Below are 6,904 nucleotides of genomic sequence, written 5' to 3' on the forward strand. Positions count from 1 at the left end.
CTAGAGTTATTTGCATTTCTCTATTTTATCAAAATTCAACCTGCTTTTTTTTAGCATACTTTTTGATACACCACCAAGATCTGTTACATGGACGAATGGGTACTGTTGGAGTAACGGCCAAAGATAACCGACTATTTGTTGAAGCGGTATCGTTCAGGTATCCCGTGGCGAGACTTAATCGAACGCTTTGGTGATTTTAGAGTAGTGCATACTCGTTTTAGTCTTTGGGCTAAAACAGGTGTGTGGCAGAGAGTCTTTGAAGTGCTGTCACATGACCTTGACAATGAATATGTCATGTTAGACTCCACCCCATTGTACGTGCTTACCAACACAGCGCTGGGGGGAAATCAGGCGACTAGGCGCAGTAAAGGGGGCTTAAGCACCAAAATTCATGCCCGTACTGATGCTTTAGGCAACCCGACAGGATTTTATCTCACGGATGGGCAGGTCCATGACTTAAACGGTTCAGATGTGTTGCTGGACTTATCGTTGAGCCAGACCTGGTTTATGGATAAAGCCTACAACTCTAGGGATCGGGTCATTGATCCAATTTTAGAGGCGAAGGGTCAAGTTGTGATGCCAGCGAAAAGTAATTCTATTGATCAGCGTGATTATGATTGACATATCTACAAGGCAAGACATCTGATCGAGAATTTTTTTGCCAAGCTCAAACAATATCGTGCTATTGCCACACGCTATGATAAATTGGCTCAAAACTTCTTATCAGCGATCTATCTGGCTTAATTGATGACACGCCCTAGTTTGAGATTGTCAAAAAAAAGTGTAGCAAGTTGCTACACTTTTTTATTTCTCTGAATGAGCTGTTTTAAAAAGTCTTCTAGTTGTAACAAACTCGCTTCATCAATTTCTGAAATATTCAGAGAAACTTTAAGCTGTTTATGATCAAGTTTGATATTCCCGGCAATCTTGCCATCATATTCGATTTTTCTCACCACAGATGTGGTGCTGAGTTTCTCGGTCTGCTGACTCAAAAGTTTTTCAGCATAGGCCGTAACTTTGCTTTGTTCGAGCTTTTTATCTTTTACTTTTTCCCAGGCTTGAAGCAAAGCAGCTTCGGCCTCAGCAAACTGCTGTATATGGTCAGACAGGAACTTTTTGAATGCGGTTGCAGCTGTTCTGCCGATTAAACCTGGATCAATTTCAAGATCATTTAAAATCGCTTGAGGCAACTTCTCATAGGCTAAATATTTGTACATATCTTCACGATTTAAACTCAGTGAATTGGCTAAACGCTGCTTGTTTTTCTTTAATTTTTCATCGAGTGAATTTAAACCAATAAAAATTTCATAATCAGTCAAATCCTGGCGTTTTAAATTCTCCGCCAAGGTTAATAATGATGCTTCTTCATTATTTGCATCAATGATGATGGCTTCAATCACAGATTTACCCAGCAGCTGATGGGCACGTAAGCGTCGTTCACCTGCGATGATTTCATATTTCAGATTATCAAGTTTACGGACAGTAATAGGCTGCAAAAGACCGACTTCTTCGATAGAGTTCGCCAGTTCTTTTAACGGTAATTCCTCAAAGACTTTACGCGGCTGGTTCGGACTTCGACTGATATCTTCAATTGGAACATTGCGTCGAAACTCCTTCAGCTCTCTAATATTGTCTTTCTGCGCTTGCTGGTGTTTTTCTGTATTCTGTTTTAGTTTCTGAGCTAAAAGCTCTTTGGTGCTTGCCATAATGCTCTCAGATTTAAACTTTCGCTACAATTTCATTGGCCAGGCTTTCAAATGCCTTACGTACCTTTGAATTTTTTTCTACTTTCAAAAGTGATTGTTGCAGAATTGCGGCCTGATTGACTTTAGTACTTTGAGGAATGGTGGTTTCTAAAATTTTCCCCACCTGTTTCAATGCTTCATCCCGAATCAACTTACAAACATTCTGACGTTCATCATGCTTAATCAGTAAGCCACCTAAAAGCTCTAAATCTGGATTAATCCGTCTGATCTTTTCTAGATGATTTAACAGATCTGTTACCCCATATAGTCCATATTGTGATCCAGATTCGATAGGAATAATGACATGGGTGGAAGAGGCTAGAGCATTACTGGTCAATAATTTTAGACTGGGTGGGCAGTCGATCAATATGAAGTCATAAAGATCTTTTAATAACTCTAACTTGATATTTAATTCTTCAGAAGGTCGCGGTGCTTCTTCTTTCAGTTGATCTTCTGTTTTCCCTAAATTTAAGGAACCATAAATTAATGATACTTTTTCAAAGTTTGTTTCTTCTTGTAATGCATCTGCCAACAATGAAATATCACCCAGGAGTAATTCTGCTGTAGTCACAACAATTTCACTCGGATGTTGGATCCCAATATGTAAACTTGCGTTTGCTTGAGGATCTAAATCAATTACTAGAACTTTGTTGCCAAGGTGAGCAAGTTCAGAAGCGAGGTGAACAACCGTCGTTGTTTTACCACATCCACCTTTATGATTAGCAACAGTAATAATTTTTGCAGACATACGTGTCAGATGCTTCCGTATTTGAATGTTAAGTAATATAAATAACTTTTAGCTATCTTACTACAGTTTTTAAATTTATAAATCCTATTTGTTCAGATGTAAAACAACTTAAAAATAAATTATTTATCAAGCTAGCTTAATTAATAATTAGAATAATTAGTTATTTAGCTAATTAATAATTAGAGACGAATATTTAATAATTAAAACAATAGCTTAGGATTTTAAAGGTGGAAGGTTTGTCACTCTAAAGTGGAAGGCTTGTCACTCTAAGGTGGAAGGTCTGTCACTCTAAAGTGGAAGGCTTGTCACTCTAAGGTGGAAGGTTTGTCACTCTAAAGTGGAAGACTTGTCACTGAGGTGGAAGACTTGTCACTGCTATTTTTTAAAATGCTGTTTTTGTTTTAAAATATATTAAAAAACAACATCTTAAGTTGTTGATAAAGTTTACTTAAAAAGCTTTAACGGTGGAGAGCTTGTCACTGTTTTTAATTAACTTGTGGATAAGTTGTTTTTATTGGATATTTCTCGATGATTATATGTTCAGTTGTGCCTTTTAACTCTGTCTGAAAGGTGGAAGCCTTGTCACATCAGGCTTTCTAACCGAGCCCAGATATCTGTATTTAGATTAGAAACAGCAAAAATAGGCTTTGCAAACTATGCTTTACTGGTTAAGAGTGGAAGCTTTGTCACTATAGGGTGGAAAAATTATAATAAATTCCACTTTAAGCGCAGAAAACTGGACAAATTACTTTTTTTTGATGACAAACCTTCCACTTTTACATTCTTGTGGTGAAAGTCTTGAAAGTTTTTCCACTTTTGTATATAAAAACAGAGTCAAATTATAAATATCACGGTTATGACAGAATCTGATCCATTGCAAGAAGAATCGAATTATATTCCTTACTGTATCGGCAACATTCGCCATAATGGCGTTGTAAGTACCAGTAACCGTTTGATTCGTCCTATTGAGTTATCAGCCAATGAGTATAAGGCGCTTTTGTATGCAATGGCGGTTGCAAATTATAGTGAGAAAAATAGGGTAGATGGCGAAATAACCGAGCAAACCTATATTTATTTATATAAGGATGATCTGGCTGATTTGCTCGGATTGAATAAACGCAATTCAATTAATGTTGCAATAGATCGGATCTATAAAGAGCTTTCATCCCGGGTAGCTCATTTTATTATTGAGGAGCCTGCTGATAATGGTAAGAGAAAGACTAAAAAAGTACATTCTGTCGTTCCCATTATCCGTGAGTTAAGATGGGAAGATGACTCTAAAAATGCAATTCAGATTCGTTTTACCAGTGAGGTGTTGCCGTATTTCACTCAACTGGCTGGGGGTAATTTTACTACCTATCAGCTAAAACATCTTTTTGCCCTAGATTCTGTTGCCAGTATGAGTCTTTATACTTATTTCATTAAAAACGAATTTAAGTACGCCAATCAAAAGAGTTATGAAGTGCCATTACTTTTAGAAAACTTGAAAGCACTGATTGATATTAATGAAACCAAATATGATCGCTGGGTAGATTTTAGACGCTATGTATTAGACAAAATAGTGGCAGAAATTAACGAAAATACAGATCTACAATTAGAGTATGAAACCGTTAAGAAAGGCCGTCCAATTGTAGGTGTGAATTTTAAACTGCATCATCGGATTGCTGATAAGGCACTGGATGAAATTGCAGTGATCGAAAAAATCTATCTTGATGTTCCATTTGAAGACAATGCATCCGTAAAAGAATTAGGGGCTAAATTCGATACGAATGTACGTTCTTGGTATATTTTTAATAATGATGAAAATTATCAGCAGTTCAAGAAGTGGTTTAAAAAAGTAGGATGCCTCACTGACTCTCAAGCAAATATTGTCATTAATGACACTTTATTCCAAATGGATTTTGCTGAAATTGGTATGGGGCTGAATGACTTTAAACGAAATATGAAGCATAAACTTAAAAACAATCCGGAATTCGTTCAAAGTATTCGTGAAAGACTGAATGATATTTTTGGTAAAAAGCTGATCTAGCGAAAAGTGTAGCAACTTGCTACACTTTTTTAGATATATGTTTGTAAAGAATACAAGTGGTAAGGACCCTAGGATAAAAACGACTCTGTTGCATAAAGGCTTTAGAGATAGATCTTCCCTAAGTTATCCAAATTCAAGTGACAACTTGGGTATGAGGTCTGCCTAATTCCTTAAATCTATTCAAAACGTAAGTGTTCGCTGAACACACCTTATGAATTCATCCTATAAGCCTTAATTTAGTCCCCACTTAAAAACAAGTGGGGACTAAATTTATGACTACAAATAACCAGACATCCATCACATCTCTTGAGAAAAAACGAAGAACATGCAGTGCTGAATTTAAACAGCAGATCGTTCAGGCTTGTAAAGCACCGGACGTTTCAATTGCTTCAGTCGCTTTGCAACATGGATTGAATACAAATTAATGTGGTTCCGTTAATTAGACCACTCAATTCAGTTTTATAAGTGATAAATCCGCTCTAAATATTTAAATTATGCTGCCATTACATTTTAGTAAATGTTGATCATAAAATTCATTTGGTGTTGCCTTATTCAAACTTGAATGAGGACGTATCATGTTATAAAAATCCAAATATTCAGCAATTGATTGTTTCGCTTGTTTAACCGTATCGTAAGCCTTCAAATAGACTTCCCCATGCTTCACGCTGCGCCATAACCGCTCAATCATCACATTATCTATCCACCGTCCTTTCCCATCCATACTGATACGGATATTTCGCAATTTTAACTCATTCAAAAATGCCTCGCTTGTGAATTGACTGCCTTGGTCTGTATTAAACACCTCTGGACAACCATATTTCACAATTGCTTCTTGCAACGCATCTATGCAAAAGTCTGTTTCCATACTGATCGATACACGATGAGCCAGTACTTTACGACTATGCCAATCTATAATTGCACACAGATAGACAAAGCCTTTAGCCATAGGAATGTACGTGATATCTGTACACCAGACTTGATTAGAGTGATCGATGACCATGTTTTTCAACAGATATGGGAAAATACGGTGTGCAAGATTAGGCTTACTGGTATTGGGTTTTGGATACAAGGCATGTATTCCCATCAAGCGCATTAAACGTCGGACTTTACGCCGACCTATTTTATGTCCTTGACGCTGTAGCATATCTCGTATCATTCGACTGCCCATAAATGGGTAGTCGAGATGAATTTCATCGATTAGACGCATCCAACTCAAATCAGTTGATGAAATCTCTTTGGGCTTGTAATACAACGTACTGCGATTGATTTGAATCAATTGCGATTGTTGTCGTACCGAAAGTTGATGGGTCTTATCGATCATTTTTTGCCGCTCAGCTGCCCTATTTTTCTGAGCGCACCTTCTAAAAGATCAATTTGCAATGCCTGATGTCATATCTCGGCATGCAGAGCTTTGAGGTCAATCTCAGGTTCTTGTTGTGCTGTTGGTCGTGAAAAATACTGAACCGTACCGGGTTTGTCGGAGAGTCAATATTCTGAGAGACTATCCCGATGACAAAATTAAAATATACCCCTGAAATCAGAGAAAGAGCGGTTCAATTATTGATTGAATCTGAAAAAGATTATCCATCGAATTGGGCTGCGATCACCGCTATTGCTCCCTGAGCAGTATACTGCGCAAGGGTTGTACTCCTGAAACACTACGTGTTTGGTATCAAAAATATTTAGATAAACAAAATCCAGTTAAAGTACAGCAGCTTTCAGACCAAGAACGTATCAAACAACTCGAACGCGAAAATAAAGAATTAAAGCGTGCCAATGAAATTCTACGTAAAGCAGCCGCTTTTTTCGCCCAGGCGGAGCTCGACCGCCCACACAAATAATGGTGGATTTTATCCATAATAATAAAGAGCTGTACGGAGTCGAGGCGATTTGTAGAATTTTACCGATCGCACCTTCAACCTATTACCGGACTTTAGATCTCGCTGACAATCCAGAACATCGAGCGAAACGAGATTTACATGACTTGCAGCATGCTGAGGAGATTAAGCGAATTTGGAAAGAAAGTTCAGGTCGATACGGTGTGCGTAAGGTCTGGCAACAACTGAAACGTGAAGGCTATGTGATTGCACGTTGTACAGTTGCTCGATTGATGCAAAAGCTAGGTATACAAGGTGTTTGGCGTGGTAAGAATAAACAAACCACCCGTAACCGAGATGACCAAAAACGGGCAGATGATTTAGTGAAACGTAATTTTAATGCTGATCATCCAAACCAACTATGGGTGGGTGACTTTACCTATATTCAAACTCATTCAGGCTGGGTATATACCGCATTTGTTATTGACGTGTTCTCACGAGCAATTGTTGGATGGAAAGTATCTACACGGATGAATACAGATATGGTGCTCGATGCATTGGAGCA

At 37.8% G+C, this 6,904-nt stretch carries 3 protein-coding genes, 4 pseudogenes and 1 other annotated feature; of the genes and pseudogenes, 4 read left to right on the forward strand and 3 right to left on the reverse strand.

Annotated features, from left to right (window positions below):
* Positions 1–62: 62 nt before the first annotated feature.
* Positions 63–744, forward strand: a pseudogene (locus PV763_RS16650) (IS5 family transposase).
* A 50-nt stretch (positions 745–794) separates the two neighbouring features.
* Here PV763_RS16650 and PV763_RS16655 read toward each other — a convergent pair.
* Together PV763_RS16655 and PV763_RS16660 are read right to left on the reverse strand one after the other, a co-directional pair.
* On the reverse strand, positions 795–1,706 hold the full coding sequence (locus PV763_RS16655) for a ParB/RepB/Spo0J family partition protein (RefSeq protein WP_100358212.1): 912 nt from the start codon (positions 1,704–1,706) through the stop codon (positions 795–797).
* A gap of 13 nt (positions 1,707–1,719) precedes the next feature.
* Positions 1,720–2,493 (reverse strand): ParA family protein, encoded by a 774-nt coding sequence (locus PV763_RS16660; protein ID WP_100355964.1) that lies wholly within the window; start codon positions 2,491–2,493, stop codon positions 1,720–1,722.
* An 856-nt stretch (positions 2,494–3,349) separates the two neighbouring features.
* Between PV763_RS16660 and PV763_RS16665 the strand changes: the two genes are divergently transcribed.
* Both PV763_RS16665 and PV763_RS16670 read left to right on the forward strand, forming a co-directional pair.
* Positions 3,350–4,522: a replication initiation protein gene (locus PV763_RS16665; RefSeq protein ID WP_420938241.1), complete on the forward strand. Its 1,173-nt coding sequence runs from the start codon at positions 3,350–3,352 to the stop codon at positions 4,520–4,522.
* A 272-nt stretch (positions 4,523–4,794) separates the two neighbouring features.
* Positions 4,795–4,944 (forward strand): annotated as a pseudogene (locus tag PV763_RS16670) (transposase); the annotation flags it as partial.
* A gap of 65 nt (positions 4,945–5,009) precedes the next feature.
* Here PV763_RS16670 and PV763_RS16675 read toward each other — a convergent pair.
* A pseudogene (locus tag PV763_RS16675) lies at positions 5,010–5,989 on the reverse strand (IS3 family transposase); the annotation flags it as partial.
* Positions 5,990–6,031: 42 nt separating this feature from the next.
* Here PV763_RS16675 and PV763_RS16680 point away from each other — a divergent pair.
* Positions 6,032–6,904, forward strand: a pseudogene (locus PV763_RS16680) (IS3 family transposase); the annotation flags it as partial.
* Positions 6,321–6,437: a sequence feature (AL1L pseudoknot), on the forward strand. It overlaps the preceding pseudogene by 117 nt.

This window comes from Acinetobacter sp. AS5 (assembly GCF_048957595.1).
In the GTDB taxonomy this organism is placed as follows: Bacteria; Pseudomonadota; Gammaproteobacteria; order Pseudomonadales; family Moraxellaceae; genus Acinetobacter.